The sequence below is a fragment of the Methylobacterium sp. 174MFSha1.1 genome (genome assembly GCF_900116815.1).
Lineage (GTDB): Bacteria > Pseudomonadota > Alphaproteobacteria > Rhizobiales > Beijerinckiaceae > Methylobacterium.
The window spans coordinates 199,650-217,982 of record NZ_FPCB01000010.1; the positions used below are offsets into that span (position 1 = coordinate 199,650).

Genomic DNA, 18,333 nt, shown 5'->3' on the forward strand with positions numbered 1-18,333 from the left:
GGCAGCGCTCGGGTTGCGTTGCGTCACGGTTCACCGTCCATCCGCAACGGCAGGGTCGCGAGGAAGCATGAGCGAGCAGAGATTCCACCGTCCCTTCGGCGGGCAGGGTGCGGGCCCCCAGGGTGGCCCCCCATTCGGGCAGGAGCCCTACGAGGCGGGCTACCGGCAGGACCGGCGCTCGAACCTGCACCGCTTCCTCGGCGGCTCGCCGGGGGCGGTGCTGGTGCGGCTGGTGTTCCTGTCGCTCCTCGTCGGCGCCGGCATGGCGATGATGGGGGTGACGCCCGGGCTGCTGTTCGCCCAGGCCTACGACACGATCCACTCGCTGATCGCCCTCGGCTTCGAGACCTTCCACGATGCCGGCCGCTGGTTCGTCGCCGGCGCCGTGGTGGTGGTGCCGCTCTGGCTCCTGTCGCGCGTCTTCGCCCGCGGCCGCTGACCGACGATGCGTCCCGCCGTCCCGAGCCGTCCCGGAGCGAGCCCGGAGATCACGCACAGGCGGATCCTCGCCCTCGCCCTGCCGATGACGCTCGCCAACGTCACGACGCCGCTCCTGGGCCTCGTCGGGACGGCGGCAGTGGGGCGGCTCGGCGACGCGTCCCTGCTCGGGGCGCTCGCCCTCGGCGCGGTGGCGTTCGACTACCTGTTCTGGACCTTCGGGGCGCTGCGCATGGCGACCGCCGGCCTCACCGCGCAGGCGACCGGGGCGGGCGATCGCGCGGAGATCGACCGCGCCCTCGCCCGGGCACTCGCGGTGGCCGTCACCGTCGGCCTCGTCATGGTGGCGCTGCAGGGACCGCTCGGGGCTCTGGCGCTCAGGCTGTTCGGCGCCAGCCCGGCGGTGACCACGGCGCTCGGCGGCTACTTCGCCGTCCGGATCTGGTGCGCGCCGTTCACCCTCGCGAACTACGCCATCCTCGGCTCGACCCTCGGGCGCGGGCGCACGGATCTCGGCCTCGGCCTGCAGGTGGCGATCAACGTCGTCAACGTCGCGCTCACCCTGATCTTCGTCCTCGGCCTCGGCCACGGCGTCGCCGGGGCGGCCCTCGCCACGCTGCTGGCGGAGGTCGCCGGCACGGTCCTCGGCCTCGTCGCGCTCCACCGCCTCGGCTCCCGGCCCTGGCGCGTGCCCCTCGCCGAGGTCGCCGAGCGCGCGGGCCTGACCCGGATGCTCGCGGTCAACGGCGACGTGATGGTGCGGACCCTCGCGCTCATCACCGCGCTCGCCCTGTTCACCGGCCTCGGGGCGCGGGCCGGCGACGTGACGCTCGCCGCCAACGCGGTGCTGCAGAACCTCTTCCTGATCGGCAGCTTCTTCCTCGACGGCTTCGCCACCGCCGCGGAAGTCCTGTGCGGCCAGGCGCTCGGCGCCCGCGACGAGGGCGCCTTCCGGGGCGCGGTGCGCCTCTCCCTCGGTTGGTGCCTCGGCTTCGCGCTGGCGGTGTCCAGCTTGTTCCTCGCGGTCGGCGGCCCGTTCATCGACGCGATCACCACCGCGCCGGAGGTGCGGGCCCTCGCGCACGATTATCTGGTCTATGCCGCCCTGACGCCGCTCGCGGCGGCGGCCGCCTTCGCGTACGACGGCGTCTATATCGGGGCGACCTGGACCCGGGCGATGCGCAACCTGATGCTCGTCGCGCTCGCGGTCGACTCCGCGATGCTGGCGGCGACGCGGGATCTCGGCAATACCGGCCTATGGCTCGCCATGCTCACCTTCCTGGCGGTCCGCGGCCTCGGCCAGGCCGCGTTCTACCCGCGGCTCGCGGCCGGCGCCTTCCCGCGGCCGCGGGTCGGACCCCTGACGGAGGCCGCGCGATGATCTCGGGTGGATGCCGGTGCGGCGCGGTGCGCTACGAGGCGGAGGGCGAGGCCTGGAACGTCACGGTCTGCCACTGTGCGGATTGCCGCGGCGCCACCGGCGCACCGATGGTCGGCTGGCTCACCGTAAGGCGGGACAGCTGCCGTCTCAGTACGGAGCCCGCCTGGTTCCGCTCCAGCCCGCGGGCGGAGCGCGGCTTCTGCCCGGCCTGCGGCACGCCGCTCGCCTACCGGGCCGACGACCTGCCCGGAGAGATCGACCTGACGCTCGCGAGCCTCGACGATCCGGAGCTGTTTCCGCCGCGCGACCACGTCTGGGTCTCGCGCCGCCTGTCCTGGGTCGCGCTGCCCCCCGGGCTGCCGGCCTACCCGCAGGCGCGCGGGTCCTGACGCCTTCTCTTCGCCGCCGCACGAGACGATCCCGCATGACGATGGCGGACCCGACCGCTCACCCCGAGACCGATGCGCCGTGCTCGGCTCCCTACCTGGCTCCGCGCGCGGTCGACGACCCGGCGGCCTGCACCTTCCACCACACCATCGACCTGCCCGGCCACGGTACCGTGACGGGGGCCTGGGACCTGCGGCCGACCCTCGACGAGTATCTCGGCCACGTCGCGGTGGCGGGCAAGCGCGTGCTCGATTTCGGCGCCACCAGCGGCTTCCTCGGCTTCGCCATGGAGGCGCGGGGCGCCGAGGTGGTGTCCTACGATTTCGCCGGCGAGGCCTGCTGGGAGATGGTGCCGTATCCGGATTTCGAGCGCGCCGTGATCGCGCCGGAGATCCGCAACCACCTGCGCCGGTTCGAGAACGCCTACTGGTACAGCCACGCCGCCCTCGGCTCCCGGTCGCGCCGGGCCGGCGGCTCGCTCTACGACGTGCCGGAGGCGATCGGCCCCGTCGACGTCGCGGTGCTCGGCAACGCGCTGGCGCGCCTGCGCGACCCGTTCCGGGCCCTCCACGGCACGCTGCGGCTCACCCGCGAGACCGTGGTGGTGACCGAGATGCTGCCGAAATCGCTGCAATTCCTGCGCTGGCTGCCGCGCAGCCTCGGCCTGCCGCTGTTCCTTTTGCCCCGCACCGACCAGCGGATCCGCTTCGACGCCTGGTGGACCATCGCCCCGACCACGATGCAGGAATTCCTGGCGATCCTGGGCTTCGGCGAATCGACGGTGACCTATCACCGCCAGTCCCTGCTCGGGCAGAAGCGCCTCTGCTACACGGTGGTGGCGCGGCGCACCGAGCCGACGAACCCGGAATTGTGAAGGTCTTTGGGATCGAGGCGCGCGCTTCAAAACCCTCCCCCCTCTGCGGGGGAGGGTGGCCCCTGCGTCAGCAGGGGTCGGGAGAGGGGACGCCGTTTCCGGAGAGGTCGCACGCGTCATGAAGGACGCGCCCTGGATCGGCGTCGCGCTGCCCCTCTCCCGGCCTACTCCGTAGGCCACCCTCCCCCGCAGAGGGGGGAGGGGTCAGGGCGGCGCGGGCCGTCCCGACTATCCGCGCCTCACGCCGCGCGCGCCAGCTCCGCCGCGTCGCGCCCGACGACATCCGTGAGGCGCGAGATCCCCTCCGCCTCCATCCGGCGCAACAGACCCACCTTGATCTCCCCGACGAGGCCCGGGCCCGCATAGACCAGCGCCGAGTAGAGCTGGACCAGGCTGGCGCCGGCCCGGATCTTGGTCCAGGCGGCCTCGGCCGAATCGACGCCGCCGACGCCGATCAGCGGCAGGGCGGTTCCGACCCGCAGATAGGCCTCCGCGAGGAGCCGGGTCGAGGGCGAGAAGAGCGGCCGGCCGGACAGGCCGCCGGTCTCCCCCTTCGCCGCCCCGACGAGGCTCGCCGGCCGCGCCACGGTGGTGTTGGAGACGACGAGCGCATCGACGCCGCGGTTTCGCGCGGTGGCCGCCATCGCGTCGAGGCCGTCGAGGCCGAGATCGGGGGCGATCTTGAGCAGCACCGCCGTGCGACGTCCGGCGTCGCGCCCGGCCTCGTCGCGGGCCGCGATCACCCGGGCGAGCAGGTCGTCGAGGAACGCCTCCCCCTGCAGGTCGCGCAGGCCCGGCGTGTTGGGCGAGGAGACGTTGACGGTGATGAAGTCGACGAGCCCGGCGAGGCCCCGCGTGCAGGCGACGTAGTCGGCGAGGCGGTCGGCCGAGTCCTTGTTCGCCCCGATATTGACCCCGACGATCCCCGGCCGGCCGCTCCGGGCCGCGAGGCGGGCCCGCACCACCGTCAGTCCCTCGCTGTTGAGACCGAATCGGTTGATCACCGCCCCGTCCTCCGGCAGCCGGAAGACCCGCGGCCGCGGATTGCCCGGCTGCGGCCGGGGAACCACGCCGCCGACCTCGACGAAGCCGAATCCGAGCCCGAGCAGCGCGTCCGGCGCCCGCGCCCCCTTGTCGAAGCCTGCCGCAAGCCCGACGGGATTCGGAAAGGTCCGCGACATAACCGTTACGTAGAGACGAGGGTCATCAGCCGGCGGATGCCGTACGGGAAGCCGCGCGAGGGCCCCGACGGTCAAGTTGTGGGCGGTTTCGGGATCGACGGCGTGCAGCAGCGGGCGAACGAGCGGAAAGACGGCCGAGAGCAAGATCAACCCCTTGCGAAATCAGGAAAAATATGGGTTCCCCCAGGCCCCGTCGGCAGTGGCGCGACGTGCCGGACGGCCGAGAGCGGCAGCATGCCGTAGAGATGGGGAAACAGGGCGCCGCCGCGGGACGGCTCGTAACGCAGGGCCTCTCCCAATGCCTCTGCGTCAACCTCGATCAGAAGAAGATTGTCCTGTCCCGAGAAGTGCTTGGCAGCCGTCTCGGAGACCTGCGCCGCGGTCGAGAAATGGATGAAGCCGTCCGCCAGATCGACCGGGGCGCCGTCGAACCGGCCGGCCGCCTCGGCTTCACGCCACAGGGGGACCGGGCATATCTTGTAGATCAGGGTCATGGGCGTCGAGGGCCTCCTCGGCGGGGTGCGGGCGAGCGATAGCCGCCCCGGGACGGACCGGCAACGCCCGTTGCCTTTCGGTGAGGGTTCGGTACTTTACATTTGTTAGTTCGCTGGTGAACGTACCCCCCGCGGCAAGCCAGGTCTCCCATGCTGTCCCACGAGCGAATCTGGTCCGCGATCGACCATCTTGCCCAACGCAACAATCTGACGGCGTCGGGCCTCGCCAAACGCGCCGGGCTCGATGCGACGAGCTTCAACCGCTCGAAGCGGATCAGCCCGGACGGACGCAAGCGCTGGCCCTCGACCGAGTCGGTCGCCAAGATCCTGGCCGCGACCGGGGCGACGCTCGACGACTTCCTGAGCCTGATCGAGCCGCGGAACGGCGGCGGCCGCGTCGCGGTGCCGTTGATCGGCAGCGAGAGCGCGATCGGGCATATCGGGGCCAACGGCCTGCCGGGCAACGGCGGCGCCACGGCGGAGGTGGAACTGCCGGGCCTCGGTCCCGAGCGCTGCTTCGCCATCGAGGTCCGGGACGGCGCCCTGTCCCCGCTCTACCGGGAGGGCGACGTGCTGGTGGTCTCCGCCACCGCGGCGATCCGCAAGGGCGACCGGGTGGTCACCTGCCTCGGCGGCGGCAGCATCTTGATCGCCGAGCTGAAACGGCGCACCCCCCGGGCCGCCGAGCTCAGCGGGCCGGCGCCCGGCGATCCCGACCGGGTCGTCCCGGCCTCCGAGATCGCCTGGATGGCCCGGGTGATGTGGGTGCGGCACTAACCCTATTCCGCCGCCTGCCGGTTGCGCCACTGGGTCAGCAGGGCGCGCAGAGCCGCCGGCTTCAAGGGCTTGCTCAGCACCTGGACCCGCTGCGCGTTCGCCGCATCGCGCACGTCGGGCGAGCGGTCGGCGGTGAGGAGCACCGCCGGGATGTCGGCGGCGAGCGCCGCCCGCAGACCCGCGATCAGGTCGAGGCCGGTGCCCTGGTCGAGGTGGTAGTCGGCCACGATCACGTCGGGGCGCAGCCGTCCGCCGAGCACCAGGGCCAGGGCCTCGGAGAGCGAGCCGGCGGTGTGTAAGCCGCAGCCCCAGCTGCCGACGAGCACCCGCATCCCATCGACGATCGCCGGCTCGTTGTCGACCGCGAGCACCGTCAGCCCGGCGAGCGGCACGGTGGCCGGGCGCGGCGCCTCGCCCTGCGCCTCGACCACCGGCCGCAAGGGGGCACCCGGCACCGCGACCGAGAAGGCGGAGCCGCGGCCCGGCCGCGAGGCGAGGCTCACCGGGTGGTCGAGGAGCCGCGCGGTGCGCTCGACGATCGACAGGCCGAGGCCGAGGCCGCGGGCGACCCGCGCGCCCTGGTCGAGGCGCTGGAACTCGCGAAACACCAGCTTCTGCTGCGCCGCCGGGATGCCGAGCCCGGTATCCAGCACCATCAGCACCACCCGGTCGCCGCGCCGCCGCGCGCCGACGACCACGCGTCCTTGCGGCGTGTACTTGATGGCGTTCGACACCAGGTTGTGCAGGAGCCGGCGCAGCATCTGCCGGTCGGAGCGGAGCGCCAGCGAGGAGGGCATCACCGTCAGCCTCAGGCCCTTCTCCTGCGCCAGCGGGCCGAACTCGCGCTGGACCTGGCGAAAGAGCTCCGACACCCGCACGATCGAGAGCTGGGGCTTCAACGCCCCGGTATCGAGGCGCGAGATCTCCAGCAAGGCGGTCAGGATCTCCTCGACGGCGTCGAGGGAGGCGTCGACGTTCTCGGCGAGCGTCGGGTCGGTCGCCCGGTCGCGCTCGACCAGCGCGCTGGCATAGAGCCGCGCGGCATTGAGCGGCTGGAGGATGTCGTGGCTGGCCGCGGCCAGGAAGCGGGTCTTCGAGGCGTTGGCCTCCTCGGCCTCGGCCTTGGCGCGGGTGAGCGCCGCGTTGAGGCGGGTCAGTTCCTCGGTGCGCTCGCGCACCCGCGTCTCCAGCTCCTCGTTGAGGCGGGTGCGGGCCTCCTCTGCGGCGACCGAATCGGTCACGTCGGTATAGGTCGCCACCACGCCGCCATTGGGCAGCAGGTTGGCGCGGATCTCGATCACCCGGCCGCTCGGATGCAGGCGCAGGCGCTGGGGCCCGGATTCGAGCCGGAAGGCGGCGATGCGCTCGCGGACCAGGGTGTCGGCGTCCCGCGCCCCGTAGGCGCCGCGCCCGGCGTTGAAGCGCACGATCGCCTCCAGGCCGATCCCGGTCTGGATCATGTCGGGCGGCAGGTCGTAGAGGTCGGCGAAGGCCCGGTTCCAGACGATCAGCTTCATGTCGCGGTCGAAGACCGTGATGCCCTGCTTGGCGTGATCGAGCCCGTGCTGGAGGACGTCGCGGCTGTACTGGAACGCCGCCGAGGCGTCGTCGAGGAGCTTGAGGGCGGCCTTCGGCGAGACGTTGCGCCGGCGCAGCAGCAGCGACAGGGCGAGCCGGGCCGACGACGCCCCGATCGCCGAGGCGAGCAGGTGCTCGGCGTGGCGCAGTTCGGGCAGGCCGGCGACCGCGTCGTCGCGCAGCGGCCCGCGTCCCTGCGCCTGCGCGAAGTCCTCGAAGGCCCGCACCGCCCGCTCCTCGCCGAGGAAGCGGGCCACCGTCGCGCGCAGCTCGGCGAGGGTCACGGCGCTGCGAAACAGCCGGAAGCTCGGGGCCACGGGCCCGGCCTCGTCGAAGCCGGCGACCTGCCCGAAGGCCTCGGCCTGCAGGCGCTCGATCGCGCTCGGCGGGCGCAGGAGCGAGAACCCGATATAGGCCAGGGTGTTGAGGCCGAGGCTCCACAGCGTGCCGTGGACGAGGCGGGGAAAGTCGTCGACGCCCATCAGCGCCGTCGGGCTCAGCGCCGCGATGCCGAACGGCCCCTCGGCGATCAGCGTCGCCGCCCAGCCGTCGCCCGTCACCAGGCTCGGCAGCAGCAGGGTGTAGAGCCAGACCGCGAAGCCGACGATCAGCCCCGCCGCGGCGCCCAGGCCCGTGCCCCGGCCCCAGGACAGCGCCCCGACGAAGGCCGGCCCGATCTGCGCCACCGCCGCGAAGGACAGGAGCCCGATCGAGGCGAGCGCCACCTCGCCGGCGATCCGCGAATAGGCGTAGGCCACCAGCACCACCGCGACGATCGCGATGCGGCGCACCACCAGCACGTAGCCGCCGAGATCCGGCGCGCCAGGCTCCGGCGAGGGGGCGCCCGCCACGAGGTTGCGCCGGCGCAAGGCGACCGGAATGACGAGATGGTTCGAGATCATGATCGCCACGGCGACCGACTCGACGATCACCATCGCGGTCGCCGCCGAGAGACCGCCGATAAAGGCGATGAGCGCGATGCCGTCGGCCCGCTCGTGCAGGGGCAGCGCCAGCACCGTCATGTCGCGCTGCACCGTACCCTCGGGGAAGAGGGCGAGGCCGGCGAGCGCCAGCGGCACCACGAACAGGTTGATGATCACGAGGTAGAGCGGGAAGGTCCAGGCCGCCCGTCCGACATCGGCGACCGCGCGGTTCTCCACCACCGCCATGTGGAACTGGCGCGGCAGCAGCAGCACGGCGGCGGCCGAGAGCAGGGTCTGGACGATCAGCGTCGCGGGGCCGGAGGTCTGCCCGACCAGGGTGCCGAACCCGTGGACGGCGCTCGAGGCCTCCGGCAGGTCGCCCAGCATCCAGCCGACCACGAAGCCGCCGACGGTGAGGAAGGCGAGGAGCTTGACGAGGGATTCGAGAGCCACCGCGAGCGTCAGCCCGTCCTGGTGCTCGGTGGCGTCGGCGTGGCGGGTGCCGAAGGCGACCGCGAAGCCCGCCAGCACCAGGGCCACGAACAGGCTGAGATCCCCCAGCATCCCGGCCGGTGCCCCGACCCCGTCGGTGGCGCGCAGGAAGACCTGGAGCGAGGCGGTCACCGCCCGCAATTGCAGCGCGATGTAGGGGACCGCGCCCACCACCGCGATCAGGCAGACCAGCGCGGCGATGCGCTCGCTCTTGCCGTAGCGCGCGGCGATGAAGTCGGCGATCGAGGTCGAGTTCTGGGCCTTGGCGATCCGCACCACCCGGGCGACGAACCGGTAGCCGAGGCCGACTACCAGGACCGGGCCGACATAGATGGTGAGGAAGTCGAGGCCGGCATGGCTCGCCAGGCCGACCGAGCCGAAGAACGTCCAGGAGGTGCAGTAGACCGCGAGCGACAGGGCGTAGATCGTCGGCCGCACCCGCGCGTCGCGCATCAGGGTCCGCCCGGCCACGTCGCCCCAATGGGCCACCGCGAACAGGGCGCAGATATAGACGAGGGCCGCCAGCACCACCGTCCAGCCCGCGATCATCGGCGTCGTCCATCCCCGGCCCGGGCGGGGGCCCGGGCTTTGCTCGTGTGCGGGGCTTTAAAGCATCTCGGGGTCGGAGGCACGTGGTCCGGGGCGTGGCTGTCGTCAGACGACGTCGATGGCCTGCTTCAGCACCACGCGGGCGCCTTCGGCATCGATGTCGGGTCCGAACGAGACGTCGGTGCCGTGCGCGAAGCTGTTGCGCGATCGTCGCACGCGCTGGAGATCGGTCAGCAAGTCGGCATCGAGACTTGGCTTCAAGAGTTCGATGATGCTCGCCAGGTCCTGATACTCCGTGGCACGGCGCAGCAGGCCCAGGCTGTGCCTCGGCAATCCCCCACGTCGCACAGCCGCCTCGCCCACCGCGTTCAAGACGCCGACGTAGTTTCCGATGCGGGTGCGGGCGGAGCGCTCGTAACTCGCGGCCATGTCCAGGATCGCGAGGTGCTCGATCAACCCGGCGATCTCATCGAAGATCCGCTCCAGCTTCCTAACGGCGTCCTTTGGTCTGTCCCCGACCTCGGTGAGACCAAGATCGAGCCATTTGTCGTGTCCCGGGTTGCGCGTCGCATGCTCGCGCGCCTCCGCGACGAGTCGGGCCAGAACCCGCGAGCGTTGAAAGGCACGGTCGATCGGAGCGGAATCGGCCATGCCGGGATCACCGGAGGAGCGCGTCGAGCGCCGCTTCAAAGCGGTCGCGCGTGAGCGGCTCGAGGTTCGGTGCGGTCTGTCCCGGCTCCGGCGGAGGCCGCAAGCACCATCCACCCTGGGCGTCGTCGATCGTGCGGATGAGAGTGTACCGGATGGCCTGATGCAGCAAGCCTTGCCGGTACATGTCGATGCGGCCGGCTGCACCGACGACGACCCGGGCGATCGGCTGCAGCCTGACGACCCGCGTTCCCGCCCGCAACGTCATCGCCTGCACGGTGTACGGGCCGAGGCTGTCCTCGTCGATCTCCACGTCTTGCAACTCGATTGCGAGGGAGTCCTCGCGGACGAACTCTGCCAGCCACCGTGCGATCTCATCCTCGACCGCGATGACCGACGCCTGCCATCGTGCGATGAGGTTCACCCGGTCATCATCGACGCGCACGTCCCGAACGGCCTGGGCCGAGGCCGCGCGCAAGGTGTCGCGAAGAGCCATCCATCTCTCCCGGCATCAATGGGGATTGGTGCCTCAGACTATCAGGCTTGGCCTGCCGAGACGAGCGAGGCCGGCCCCAGCGAACCAGCCACGTCCGCCGCGGGACGCCTATGCATCGGAGCGGTCGATCCTGGTCACCGAGCACGGGAAACGGCTTGCCCGTCGTCTCCCGCACTTGGGCACGTTCAGCCGTGGCAGGCGCAGCCGGCATGCTCGCAGCCGGCGTGGTGGGGGTGGCCCTCGGCGCATTCCTCGCAGCAGAAGGCCTTGCCGTCGCGGGACACGGCGTTGGCCACCGGGACCACGCAGACGCAGTCCTCGCAGGCGCACTTCACGGTCTCGGCACTGGTGCTGGTCATGAATCCTGTTCCTCTTCGGGGTGATCGTGAGAATGGTGGGCGTGCTCGTGCGGCTCGGTATAGTGGGCGACCATGCCGCGCAGGACGTCCCGCACGTGATCGTCGTCGATCGCGTAGGCGACGTGCCGGCCGTGGCGGATCGCGCGCAGGATGCGGGCGGTCCGCAGCAGGCGCAGGTGATGCGAGGTCAGCGATTGCGACAGGCCGAGCCCCTCGCCGATCTCTCCGACCGTGCGGTCCGCTTCCAGGCAGGCGAGCACGATGCGCAGGCGATTCGGCTCTCCGAGGAGCCGGAACACCTCCGCCACGTCACCGACCTGCTCCGACGACAGGAGCCGCACGCCCTCTTCCCCAACACATGAACACGTGCTCATGTGTTGCTGACCTTGTGAAAAGTGTCTAGGGGTGGCGCGCTCAATCGTCGTCGATGTCGGCGGGCGAGCCCGGTGCCATCGGGCCGCTCTCCTCGACGTCGTTGTCGTCGAACAGGCCCGGCGGTCCATCGAAGCCGACGACCCCGTCCGGGTTGTCCGGGGTGACGTATGACTCGAACGGCGGGGACTGGCCGTCCTGCTGGAGCCGGCGCTCGAGGCGCCGCTCGCGCCGGAGGTCGCGCTGGATCGGCACCTCCTCCGCCCCTTGCGCGAGCAGGGGAGCGCCGGCGTCGGTGCAGACCGCGCCGAGCAGGGCCGCTGCCACCATTGCCCTCATCGTCGCCTCCCTCGTCCCTCAGCATCATTCGCCGAAGTGGTCACCGGTTCGGCGCCGAAAATGATGCAAAAACAGAAAGCCAAGCAGAGTTGCCCTGTGCAGCTCTGCTTAGGCATGACGCCTCGCCGACCCTACTCTGCCGTCCGGCGGCGTTGTCGTCTGCCGCTCCATTCGGTGGTGCCGAACGCGAACGACCCCGCGGCGCTTCCGGCACCGCGGGGTCGTTGGAAAAACCAGCCGAGAGAGGGGCGGCGGCGTTCAGGCCGCCGCGCGCCCGCGCATCAGGTCGGCGCCGTTGCCGACGACGCGGGTGTAGAGCGAGGAGTAGCTGTCGGCGGCCTTGTCCCACCCGAACTCGCGGGCCATGGCGTTGCGGCGCATCGCGCCGAGGCGGCGCTTCGAGGCGAAGACGTCGAAGGCGCGGCGGATCGCGCCGCTCAGGCCCTTGAGTGAGGATTCCCCGAACAGGAAGCCGGTGACGCCGTCCTCGACCGTGTCGGCGAGGCCGCCGGTGCGGTGGGCGATCGGCAGGGAGCCGAAGCGCTGGGCGTACATCTGGGCGAGGCCGCAGGGCTCGAAGCGCGACGGCATCAGCAGGAAGTCGCTGCCGGCGAACATCCGGTGGGCGTCGGTCTCCTCGAAGCCGACCCGCACCCCGACCGAGCCGGGATGGCGCCGGGCGAGGTCGAGGAAGGCGGCCTCGAAGCGGGGCTCGCCCTGGCCGGTCACCACGAGCTGGCCGCCCTCGGCGACGATCGATTCGGCCGCCGCGAGGGTCAGGTCGACGCCCTTCTGGTGCACGAGCCGCGAGACGATGGCGAAGAGCGGCCCGCGCGAGACGCCGAGGCCGAAGCGGGTGCGCACCGCGTCGGCATTGGCGCGCTTGCCCTTCCAGTCGTCGGGCTCGAAGCGGGTGGCGAGGTGGGGATCGGTGCGGGGATCCCAGGATTCGTCGATCCCGTTGAGGATGCCGGCGAGCCGGCCCTGATGGGCGCGGGTGCGCAGGAGCCCGTCGAGGCCGCAGCCGAATTCCGGCGTGGTGATCTCGTGGGCGTAGGTCTCGCTGACGGTGGTGACGTGCGAGGCGTAGTACAGGCCGGCCTTGAGGAAGGACAGCTTGCCGTAGAACTCGACCCCGTCGATGTGGAAGGCGCTCTCCGGCACGCCGAGGCGGCCGAGATTCTCCCACGGGAACAGGCCCTGATAGGCGAGGTTATGGATGGTCAGCACGCTCGGCGTGCGCAGGCCGCGCCAGGCGAGGTAGGCGGGCGCCAGCGCCGTCTGCCAGTCGTTGAGGTGCAGGAGGTCGGCGCGCCATTCGGGGTCGATCCCTTGCGCGATCTCGGCGGCGGCGAGGCTGAGGCGGCCGAAGCGCAGGTCGTTGTCGGGGAAGTCGACGCCCTGGTCGCCGTAGGGCGTGCCGTCGCGCTCGTAGAGGCCGGAATTCAGGATGACGTAGACCGGCAGGCCGTCGCCGGTCTCGATCAGGCCGAGGTCGCAGGGCGGCATCTCGGCGCTGCCGGGGAGCTGGGCCACCACGGCGATCTCGGGGTGGCGGTCGACGACCTGGCGGTAGCCCGGGATCAGGATGCGGACGTCGTAGTGCTGGCGCAGGGCCCGGGGCAGGGAGGCCGCGACCTCGCCGAGGCCGCCGGTCTTCACGAAATCGGCCATCTCGGGCGTGGCGTAGAGGATCCGCGGCTTGAGCGAGCCGCGCAACGCCTCGACGGCTCTCCCCGGAGAGCCCCCAGACGGCAGGACCGGCGCTTGCGAAGCCGACCGTGCCGACGCCGGAAATGTCATGAAGAGCCCCCACGCCGCGAGCCGGACGGATTGCGAGCGGACGATGCCGCGGCGTACTGCCACGACAACGCGCGATACCGATCCCGGTTCCAGTGCACTGCACAATATCATGGATCGCCGACGCGGCAAGACGATTTTGATTAACGAAAAGCAAAAATCCCGATCTTTGCCGAATCCCGAAGCTGTGCCGCTCCCCACCGGGAGCTTAGGCGGGTAAAGGTCGGGCTCAGCCGTTCGCCGCCGGCGCGCGCCGGATCAGCGCCAGGGCCTCGTCTCCCGCAAGTGCGAAATGCCCTTCGTCCGGCCCTTCGCCGCGCCGGCCGCCCGCGCTCGACAAGAGCACCTCCCAGGAGGCATCCGCCGGCACCGGAACCTTGCAAGCCTCGTGCCCGAAATTGAGGGCGACGCGGATCACCGCGTCGCCGTGGAGGCGCTCGTAGACGAGCACGTCGCCGGAGACCGACACCGCCCGGTAGGCGCCGACGCTCAGCGCCGGGTGTTCGCGCCGCAGTGCGATCAGGCGCCGGTGCAGGGTCAGGATCGAGGCGGGATCGTCGCGCAGGCACTCGACGTTGCGGGTCTGGGCCTGGGGATCGAGGGGCAGCCAGGGCTCGACGGTGGAGAAGCCGGCCTGCGGCCCCGGCGCCCACTGCATCGGCGTGCGCTCCGGGTCGCGGCCGCGGCCGGGCTCGTTGTGCTCCCACGGGTCGCGGACGCGCTCGGGCGGGATCGGCACCCGGCCGAGGCCGATCTCGTCGCCGTAATAGAGCGTCGGCGTGCCGCGCAGGGTGAGGAGCAGGAAAGCCGCCACCCGGGCCTGCGCGTCGCCGATCCGGGCGGCGATGCGGGGCTGGTCGTGGTTGCCGAGCACCCAGTTCGGCCAGCCGCCCTCCGGCAGGGCGGCCTCGTACTCGGCGATCAGCTGCGCCACGGCATCGGCGTGCCACGGCGTCTGGATCAGCTGGAAGTTGAACGGCAGATGCGCGCCCGACAGGTCGACGCCGTAATACGCCACCAGCCGCTCCAGCGGCAGGTAAATCTCCCCGATCAGCACCCGCGCCTCGTACTCCTCCAGCACCGCCCGCATCTCGGCGATGACCTGCATCACCTCGGGCTGGTCGGCGGAATGGAGCTGGACAAGAGTGTTGATCTCGGGCTCGCCGGCCACGTAATCCGGGTTGACCGGATTGTCGCGAAGGGCCTCGTCCTTCATCAGGTGCCAGATCACGTCGACCCGGAACCCGTCGACGCCGCGGTCGAGCCAGAAGCGCAGCACGTCCATCATCGCGGCGCGGACCTGCGGGTTGCGCCAGTTCAGGTCCGGCTGCTCGCGCAGGAAGGCGTGGTAGTAGTATTGTCCCGTCGCCGGATCGAGCGTCCAGGCCGGACCGCCGAAATTGCTGATCCAGTTGTTCGGCGGCCCGCCATCGGGACCGGGATCGCGCCAGATGTACCAGTCGCGTTTCGGATTGTCGCGCGAGGACCGCGCCTCGCGGAACCAGGGATGCTCCTCCGAGGTGTGGTTCGGCACGAAATCCACGATCACGCGCAGGCGCCGGCGATGCGCCTCGGCCACGAGCGCGTCGAAATCGGCCAGCGTGCCGAAGAGCGGATCGATGTCGCAGTAATCCGAGACGTCGTAGCCGTAATCGGCCATCGGCGAGCGGCAGACCGGCGACAGCCACACGGCGTCGACCCCGAGCCAGGCCAGGTAATCGAGCCGGGAGGCCACGCCCTTGAGGTCGCCGACGCCGTCGCCGTCGGTGTCCTGGAACGAGCGCGGATAGACCTGATAGACGACCCCCGCCTTCCACCACAGCTCGCCCGCCAGCAGGGTGGCAGGCTTCGCGTCGTCGGTCATGCTGGGCTCCTGGGGGCGGACGGCACCGGGCTAGGAAGTTGCGGGGTTGAGCCGCCGGGCGGTCACCCTTATAGGGAGCGCCCGCGGCGGGGCGTCCCGTAGGGAAACCGTCCTGTCGCATCCGGTTCCCGTGCCTCCGTGCGCGGGACCCAAGCGTGGCACGCCTGCATCACCGGCGGCCGCGACACCGTCATGACGGCCCCGGCATGGAGGGAGGCGCGATCCGCGCCCGTGCCGGGACGACCCGCGGCCGATCCGCCGGAAGAGCGGCGCGCCGTGGCCGGAAGGTCAGACCCTTGATGCAACCCTGCCCTAACGGTTATCCATTCCCTAGGGGCAAGGCTTAACCCTAAGGTCCGACCTGCGGGGAAGCCCGAAAGCGTTCACACTCGCTTCAGGCCGCTTCGCCAAAATCAAGTCTCGTTTCCGTGAGACGTGTCGGGACAGCAACACGCGGCGACTCGCGTGCTCAAGCTTAGTCTCGGCGTCTCGACATCGCCGTCCCACAGCCACACGATGCTGCCGTGGCCAAAGGTTTGCTGCACAGCACGCGACGTGAGATCGCGCTGCAGCACCCGAGAGACCTGCGGCAGGGAAGGGGGTTCCAAGGTGCTGAACGAAGTTCTTCTGTCCGGTCGCCAGCGCGAAGAGGCTCAACGGGAGGCGCAGGCGTCCCATGATGCCGAGACCTCGCGCTCCTGGATGCCACAGGCGGCGCCCGCCGCGCCGGCGGGCGACGAGGTCACGGTGATGCGCACCGCGATCCTGTCGAAGCTCGCCTACGCTTTGGGCAAGACGCCCGCCACCGCCCGCGACCGCGACTGGTTCGTCGCCACCGCGCTCGCCCTGCGCGACCGCGCGGTCGCCGCGAGCGCGATCTCGGCCGGGATCGTGCCGCCGAAGCGCGTGCACTACCTCTCCCTCGAATTCCTGATCGGGCGTCTGCTCTCCGACGCGTTGGGCAATCTCGGCGTCGCCGAGACGGTGCGGGCGGCGCTCGCGGGCCTCGACGTCGACCTCGACGCGGTGGCGGGCGCCGAGCCCGACGCGGCGCTCGGCAATGGCGGCCTCGGGCGGCTCGCCGCCTGCTTCATGGAGAGCATGGCGAGCCTCGCCATTCCCGCCTACGGCTACGGCATCCGCTACGATCACGGCCTGTTCCGGCAGGTGATCGAGGACGGGGTCCAGCGCGAGGTGCCGGAGACCTGGCTTTCCGAGGGCAACCCCTGGGAGTTCGAGCGCGCGGAAGCCGCCTGCGAGGTCGGCTTCGGCGGCGACGTGGCGATGAGCGTCCAGCCGGACGGGACGCTCCGCCGCGTCTGGCGCCCGGCCGAGATCGTGCGCGCCGTGCCCTACGACACGCCGGTGATCGGACGGGGCGCCAAGCACGTCAACGCGCTGCGCCTGTGGGCGGCCCGCGCGCCCGAGGCGATCGACCTCGCGCGCTTCAACGCCGGCGACCATGTCGGCGCGGTGGCCGAGCGCGCCCGGGCCGAAGCGATCTCGCGGGTGCTCTATCCCAGCGACGGCACGCCGGCCGGCCAGGAGCTGCGCCTGCGCCAGGAATTCTTCTTCACCTCGGCCTCGCTCCAGGACCTGGTGCGCCGCCACGTCGCCGAGCGCGGCGACCTGCGCTCGCTGCCCGACCACGCGGCGATCCAGCTCAACGACACCCATCCGGCCATCGCCGTGCCGGAGCTGATGCGGCTCCTCGTCGACCTGCACGGGATGTCCTGGGAAGATGCCTGGCACGTCACCACCCAGACGCTCGGCTACACCAACCACACCCTGATGCCGGAGGCCCTGGAGACCTGGCCGGTGGAGCTGATGGAGCGGCTGCTGCCGCGCCACATGCAGATCATCTACCTGATCAACTGGATGCACCTCGAGGAGGTGTCGAAGCACGGTGCCTCGGTCGCGCAGCTCGCCGAGGTCTCGCTGATCGACGAGAGCCATGGCAAGCGGGTGCGGATGGGGCACCTCGCCTTCCTCGGGGCGCGCCGCGTCAACGGCGTCTCGGCGCTCCACACCGAGCTGATGCGCCAGACGGTGTTCGCACCGCTCCACGCCCTCGACACCGACAAGATCGTCAACAAGACCAACGGCATCACCTTCCGGCGCTGGCTCCACAACGCCAATCCGGGCCTGACGCGCCTCGCCGTCGAGGCCGTCGGCGCCAAGGTGCTCGACGATCCGCGCCACCTCGAGGGGCTGGCGGCCTTCGCCGACGATGCCGGCTTCCAGGCGCGCTACGCGGCCGTGCGCCGCGAGCGCAAGGAAGCGCTCGCCCGCGTCGTCGAGGACCGCACCGGCATCACCCTCGATCCGGATGCCCTGTTCGACGTCCAGATCAAGCGCATCCACGAGTACAAGCGCCAGCTCCTCAACATCCTGGAGACGGTCGCGCTCTACCAGGCGATCAAGGCCGAGCCGCACCGCGACTGGACGCCCCGGGTCAAGCTCTTCGCCGGCAAGGCGGCGCCGAGCTACCATCAGGCCAAGCTGATCATCCGCCTCGCCAGCGATGTCGCCAAGCGCGTCAACGCCGATCCGGACGTGGCCGGCCGCCTGACCGTGGCCTTCGTGCCGAACTACTCGGTGAGCCTCGCCGAATCGATCATCCCGGCCGCCGACCTGTCGGAGCAGATCTCGACCGCCGGCCTCGAGGCCTCGGGCACCGGCAACATGAAGCTCGCCCTCAACGGCGCGCTCACCATCGGCACCCTCGACGGCGCCAATATCGAGATCAAGGACCATGTCGGCCCGGAGAACATCTTCATCTTCGGTCTCGACGCGGCGGGCGTGCAGCGCACCCAGAGCCAGCCGGGCTATGCGGGCCGGGCCATCGCGGCCTCGCCCCGCCTGCGCAACGCCCTCGACCTGATCGCCGCGGGCGGGTTCTCGCCCGGCGAGCCGGGCCGCTTCCGCCCGCTCGTCGACGAGCTGACCCACGGCGACCGCTTCCTGCTCACCGCCGATTTCGACGATTACTGGCGGGCGCAGCGCGAGGTCGACGCGGCGTGGCGCAAGCCCCGGACCTGGTGGCGTTCGGCGATCCTCAACACCGCCCGCACGGCGTGGTTCTCGTCGGACCGGACGATGCGGGAATACGCCGAGGAGATCTGGCGGGTGCGGGTGGGCTGAGACCGCTCGACCGTGTGAGACAAAGAGAAGCCCCGCGGCTCGCGCCGCGGGGCTTCTCTTTGTCAAGGTTAAACATTGCCGATATCGACGTTCCACTGCGTCATCCCGGGGCTCGCCGAAGGCGAGAACCCGGGATCCATAACCGCTGACGTCGGAGAATGAAGCGGATCGGTTCCGCCTCGTCCTCTGCCGTCGGCGGTTATGGATCCCGGGTTCCGCTGCGCGGCCCCGGGATGA

16 protein-coding genes are annotated in these 18,333 nt (G+C 71.1%); 6 read left to right on the forward strand and 10 right to left on the reverse strand.

Annotated features, from left to right (window positions below):
• Positions 1–67: 67 nt before the first annotated feature.
• Genes BM430_RS09785 through BM430_RS09800 form a run of 4 tightly spaced genes read left to right on the forward strand, consistent with a single transcriptional unit; the run spans position 68 to position 3,080 of the window.
• A complete protein-coding gene (locus tag BM430_RS09785) occupies positions 68–439 on the forward strand; it encodes a DUF6460 domain-containing protein (protein WP_244539409.1) in 372 nt (123 codons plus the stop codon).
• A gap of 6 nt (positions 440–445) precedes the next feature.
• Positions 446–1,819 carry an MATE family efflux transporter gene (locus BM430_RS09790; RefSeq protein ID WP_093567053.1) on the forward strand — a complete coding sequence of 458 codons (1,374 nt, stop codon included), beginning with the start codon at positions 446–448 and terminating at the stop codon, positions 1,817–1,819.
• Complete coding sequence (locus BM430_RS09795) at positions 1,816–2,208, forward strand: GFA family protein (RefSeq protein WP_093567054.1); 393 nt, start codon at positions 1,816–1,818, stop codon at positions 2,206–2,208. The genes BM430_RS09790 and BM430_RS09795 overlap by 4 nt, the downstream gene beginning before the upstream one ends.
• 35 nt (positions 2,209–2,243) lie before the next feature.
• Positions 2,244–3,080 carry a class I SAM-dependent methyltransferase gene (locus BM430_RS09800; RefSeq protein WP_093567055.1) on the forward strand — a complete coding sequence of 279 codons (837 nt, stop codon included), beginning with the start codon at positions 2,244–2,246 and terminating at the stop codon, positions 3,078–3,080.
• Between the two features lie 239 nt (positions 3,081–3,319).
• Here BM430_RS09800 and BM430_RS09805 read toward each other — a convergent pair whose 3' ends face one another.
• Both BM430_RS09805 and BM430_RS09810 read right to left on the reverse strand, forming a co-directional pair.
• Positions 3,320–4,405 carry a quinone-dependent dihydroorotate dehydrogenase gene (locus BM430_RS09805; protein ID WP_093567056.1) on the reverse strand — a complete coding sequence of 362 codons (1,086 nt, stop codon included), beginning with the start codon at positions 4,403–4,405 and terminating at the stop codon, positions 3,320–3,322.
• Between the two features lie 2 nt (positions 4,406–4,407).
• Positions 4,408–4,755, reverse strand: coding sequence for a DUF952 domain-containing protein (locus BM430_RS09810; protein ID WP_093567057.1), 348 nt, complete (start codon positions 4,753–4,755; stop codon positions 4,408–4,410).
• A gap of 150 nt (positions 4,756–4,905) precedes the next feature.
• On the opposite strand from BM430_RS09810, the gene BM430_RS09815 reads away from it, so the two are divergent.
• A complete protein-coding gene (locus BM430_RS09815; RefSeq protein ID WP_093567058.1) occupies positions 4,906–5,532 on the forward strand; it encodes a LexA family transcriptional regulator in 627 nt (208 codons plus the stop codon).
• Positions 5,533–5,534: 2 nt separating this feature from the next.
• Here BM430_RS09815 and BM430_RS09820 read toward each other — a convergent pair whose 3' ends face one another.
• From BM430_RS09820 to BM430_RS09855, 8 genes are all read right to left on the reverse strand, one after another.
• Positions 5,535–9,074 (reverse strand): NahK/ErcS family hybrid sensor histidine kinase/response regulator, encoded by a 3,540-nt coding sequence (locus tag BM430_RS09820; RefSeq protein ID WP_093567059.1) that lies wholly within the window; start codon positions 9,072–9,074, stop codon positions 5,535–5,537.
• A 105-nt stretch (positions 9,075–9,179) separates the two neighbouring features.
• The gene (locus tag BM430_RS09825; RefSeq protein WP_093567060.1) at positions 9,180–9,725 is read right to left on the reverse strand and encodes a hypothetical protein; all 546 of its coding nucleotides are present in this window, start codon (positions 9,723–9,725) and stop codon (positions 9,180–9,182) included.
• A 7-nt stretch (positions 9,726–9,732) separates the two neighbouring features.
• Positions 9,733–10,218, reverse strand: coding sequence for a hypothetical protein (locus tag BM430_RS09830; RefSeq protein ID WP_093567061.1), 486 nt, complete (start codon positions 10,216–10,218; stop codon positions 9,733–9,735).
• Between the two features lie 185 nt (positions 10,219–10,403).
• Positions 10,404–10,577 (reverse strand): metallothionein, encoded by a 174-nt coding sequence (locus BM430_RS09835; protein WP_093567062.1) that lies wholly within the window; start codon positions 10,575–10,577, stop codon positions 10,404–10,406.
• Positions 10,574–10,918 (reverse strand): ArsR/SmtB family transcription factor, encoded by a 345-nt coding sequence (locus BM430_RS09840; RefSeq protein ID WP_244539410.1) that lies wholly within the window; start codon positions 10,916–10,918, stop codon positions 10,574–10,576. Before BM430_RS09840 ends, BM430_RS09835 begins: the two co-directional genes overlap by 4 nt.
• A gap of 73 nt (positions 10,919–10,991) precedes the next feature.
• Complete coding sequence (locus BM430_RS09845) at positions 10,992–11,288, reverse strand: hypothetical protein (RefSeq protein ID WP_093567063.1); 297 nt, start codon at positions 11,286–11,288, stop codon at positions 10,992–10,994.
• 258 nt (positions 11,289–11,546) lie between these two features.
• On the reverse strand, positions 11,547–13,091 hold the full coding sequence (gene glgA / locus BM430_RS09850; protein ID WP_093567130.1) for a glycogen synthase GlgA: 1,545 nt from the start codon (positions 13,089–13,091) through the stop codon (positions 11,547–11,549).
• 226 nt (positions 13,092–13,317) lie between these two features.
• Positions 13,318–14,922 (reverse strand): alpha-amylase family glycosyl hydrolase, encoded by a 1,605-nt coding sequence (locus BM430_RS09855; protein WP_093567131.1) that lies wholly within the window; start codon positions 14,920–14,922, stop codon positions 13,318–13,320.
• Positions 14,923–15,561: 639 nt separating this feature from the next.
• Between BM430_RS09855 and BM430_RS09860 the strand changes: the two genes are divergently transcribed.
• A complete protein-coding gene (locus BM430_RS09860) occupies positions 15,562–18,096 on the forward strand; it encodes a glycogen/starch/alpha-glucan phosphorylase (protein ID WP_093567064.1) in 2,535 nt (844 codons plus the stop codon).
• The last annotated feature ends 237 nt before the right edge of the window (positions 18,097–18,333 follow it).

Excerpts from the sequence above, each read along its gene's own strand:
- BM430_RS09785 (WP_244539409.1), top strand. The coding sequence starts at position 68 with ATGAGCGAGCAGAGATTCCACCGTCCCTTCGGCGGGCAGGGTGCGGGC.
- BM430_RS09790 (WP_093567053.1), top strand. The coding sequence starts at position 446 with ATGCGTCCCGCCGTCCCGAGCCGTCCCGGAGCGAGCCCGGAGATCACG.
- BM430_RS09795 (WP_093567054.1), top strand. The coding sequence starts at position 1,816 with ATGATCTCGGGTGGATGCCGGTGCGGCGCGGTGCGCTACGAGGCGGAG.
- BM430_RS09800 (WP_093567055.1), top strand. The coding sequence starts at position 2,244 with ATGACGATGGCGGACCCGACCGCTCACCCCGAGACCGATGCGCCGTGC.
- BM430_RS09810 (WP_093567057.1), bottom strand. The coding sequence starts at position 4,755 with ATGACCCTGATCTACAAGATATGCCCGGTCCCCCTGTGGCGTGAAGCC.
- BM430_RS09815 (WP_093567058.1), top strand. The coding sequence starts at position 4,906 with ATGCTGTCCCACGAGCGAATCTGGTCCGCGATCGACCATCTTGCCCAA.
- BM430_RS09820 (WP_093567059.1), bottom strand. The coding sequence starts at position 9,074 with ATGATCGCGGGCTGGACGGTGGTGCTGGCGGCCCTCGTCTATATCTGC.
- BM430_RS09825 (WP_093567060.1), bottom strand. The coding sequence starts at position 9,725 with ATGGCCGATTCCGCTCCGATCGACCGTGCCTTTCAACGCTCGCGGGTT.
- BM430_RS09830 (WP_093567061.1), bottom strand. The coding sequence starts at position 10,218 with ATGGCTCTTCGCGACACCTTGCGCGCGGCCTCGGCCCAGGCCGTTCGG.
- BM430_RS09835 (WP_093567062.1), bottom strand. The coding sequence starts at position 10,577 with ATGACCAGCACCAGTGCCGAGACCGTGAAGTGCGCCTGCGAGGACTGC.
- BM430_RS09845 (WP_093567063.1), bottom strand. The coding sequence starts at position 11,288 with ATGAGGGCAATGGTGGCAGCGGCCCTGCTCGGCGCGGTCTGCACCGAC.
- glgA (WP_093567130.1), bottom strand. The coding sequence starts at position 13,091 with ATGACATTTCCGGCGTCGGCACGGTCGGCTTCGCAAGCGCCGGTCCTG.